This is a genomic window from Okeania sp. SIO2F5, from assembly GCF_010692685.1.
GTDB lineage: Bacteria > Cyanobacteriota > Cyanobacteriia > Cyanobacteriales > Microcoleaceae > Okeania > Okeania hirsuta.
The window spans coordinates 1-1,028 of sequence record NZ_JAAHGU010000331.1 but is presented as its reverse complement, the minus strand read 5'-3'; the positions used below and the strand labels follow the sequence as shown (position 1 = coordinate 1,028).

1 protein-coding gene is annotated in these 1,028 nt (G+C 41.6%); it reads left to right on the top strand.

What is annotated here, in order from left to right:
• A partial coding sequence (locus F6K27_RS33385) for a glycosyltransferase (RefSeq protein WP_287300983.1) occupies positions 1–1,028 on the top strand: 1,028 nt, incomplete at its 5' end.

The following is a 1,028-nucleotide window of genomic DNA, read 5'->3' as shown; positions in this document are numbered from 1 at the left end:
CAAGGGCTGACTCTCATGTTATTGAAGACAAGTATCAGCAGGTGTTTTCTATGTTAGATGTAGGAGACATTCAGTCAGCTATTCAAGTCTTGAAGGAAATCCTTGATATAGACTCTGAGCCGTATTCAGCTTACTACCTCTTAGGTAAAGCTTACGCTGACTTGAAATGTTGGTCGCAGTCCACATTCTTCTACCAGAAAGCTCTGGCCATTGATTCTTATTTGATTAGCAGGACTGAAGAAATATCTAGATCGTGGAGGGAGTTTAGGGAACAACAGCCAGTAGCTATCCAGCAGGCTTACTTGGATTTAGCCAAGAACCCTAGAGACTCAATATTACATGCGAAACTAGCCAATCTTTTGCACTATCAGGGCTATCTTCAAGAAGCCATTCACCAATACAATACAGCATTAAAGTTAGATGTAGGGAAATCCAATCTTTTTGAGAAAAATCTCGACCAAATTAGAAAGCAAAAAAGACACATACGAAGGGCTTTTTACGAAGCAGATATCTCGCCTTTGATCTATGCTGCGTGGGTCAAAGAAAATACACCCTCTCCTCAAGAACTGGAGCAGCTTCCTTATGAAGTGGGGGATCTGAATTATAAATACACGATTAGTATTATTGTTCCAACTTACAATACCCCAGAGTTGGTTTTACGGGACATGCTAGATTCTGTACTGGCTCAGATTTATCCTTTCTGGGAATTGTGTATTGCCGATGATTGCTCCAGCCATCCTCATGTTTCACGTATCTTGGCCGAATATGCTGAATTAGACGAGCGAATCAAGCCTGTTTTCCGAGCGAAGAATGGACATATCTCAGCAGCCTCCAACTCAGCACTAGAAATCGCAACAGGTGAATTTGTAGGTCTTTTGGATCATGACGATGAGTTGTCTCCAGACGCACTTTTAGAAGTTGCACGATTACTCAATCAACACCCAGAAGCCGATTTCATTTATTCTGATGAAGATAAGCGTTCGTTGGATGGGGAAAGAACTGATCCATTTTTCAAGCCAGATTGGTGA